The sequence below is a fragment of the Pseudomonas sp. P5_A2_2 genome (genome assembly GCF_054177685.1).
In genome coordinates this window covers 1-1212 of sequence record NZ_JBGCUL010001209.1, presented here as the reverse complement: position 1 = coordinate 1212, position 1212 = coordinate 1, and the positions used below count along the sequence as shown (strand labels likewise).

2 protein-coding genes are annotated in these 1212 nt (G+C 58.8%); one reads left to right on the top strand and one right to left on the bottom strand.

Annotated elements, in window-relative coordinates; genetic code table 11:
• On the top strand, nt 1–405 hold a 405-nt coding region (locus ACXRVY_RS30155; protein WP_458239092.1), incomplete at its 5' end, for an EamA family transporter.
• Between the two features lie 272 nt (nt 406–677).
• Here ACXRVY_RS30155 and ACXRVY_RS30150 read toward each other — a convergent pair.
• On the bottom strand, nt 678–1212 hold a 535-nt coding region (locus ACXRVY_RS30150; protein WP_458239091.1), incomplete at its 5' end, for a DMT family transporter.

The window sequence follows — 1212 nt, the reverse complement described above, 5'->3', positions numbered from 1 at the left end:
ATGCTTTTCGGTTTACTCGCGCTGGCGAGCATGACCTTCGGTTCGATCATGCAGAAACGCATCACCGACAATCCCCTCGGCACATTGCCGGTGCAGTATCTGGCCGGACTGCTGTTGTGCGGGATTTTCGTACCCTTCCAGCCGTTTCACTTCGAACACAGCAGCGGTTTCATCCTGCCGGTGCTGTGGATGGGGCTGGTGGTGTCGGTGCTGGCGACACTGTTGCTGTACCGCTTGATCGCCCGGGGCAATCTGGTGAATGTCACCAGCTTGTTTTACCTGGTGCCGGCGGTAACGGCGGTGATGGACTATCTGATCTTCGGGAATCGCCTTGCGCTGTTGAGCCTGTTCGGCATGCTGTTGATCATCGTCGGGCTGGTGTTTGTGTTCCGTAAACCTGCATAAACCCGAGAAGGCCTGGAACAATGCTCCGGGCCTTTTTCATTTGGCCAGTGCGTGCTCGGCCCGCACCGAATTCATGAACGGCTGCATTGCCGAAGACTGAATGCGATGGGGAGATGAGTGCTTCTACCTTGTGATTGTCGGTGTATGGGCTGACGCCATCGCGAGCAAGCTCGCTCCCACAGGGTTCTGCACTGAACACAGAGTTTGTGTACAACACCGACCACTGTGGGAGCGAGCTTGCTCGCGATGACATTTTCTGCATCCCGGCAGCTCTACCGGTCCGCCACCATTTGCGGTTTCACAGCAGCCGGCTTCAACACCAACCACAACGCCACGGCAATCAACATTCCGCCATAGATATGCGCCATCGACAGTGGCTCATCGAGAAACAGCGCGCCCCACAACACGCCGAACAGCGGGATCAAAAAGGTCGTAGTCATCGATTTCACCGGACCAATCGAGCTCAAGAGCCGGAAGTAAACAATGTACGCAAACGCTGTGCATCCCAGACCCAACCCCAGTAACGAGAGCCAGACACTCCAGCCGCCCCAGGTCGCGGGCGGCTGGCTGATCACGCTGTAGCCGAACAGCGGCAGCAGGAACAACGTCGCGCCGAGCATGCTGCCCACTGCCGACAAACGGCTGTCGAGACCACCGGCCTGATCGAGCCAGCGGCGGGCCAGAAACCCCGCAAATCCGTAGCAAGTGGTCGCGAGCAGGCAGGCGACGGCACCCAGCAGCAGTTCCATATTGAACGCCACCGGACCTGCACGGGTCAGCACGCCCACGCCGAACAGCCCCAGGAAC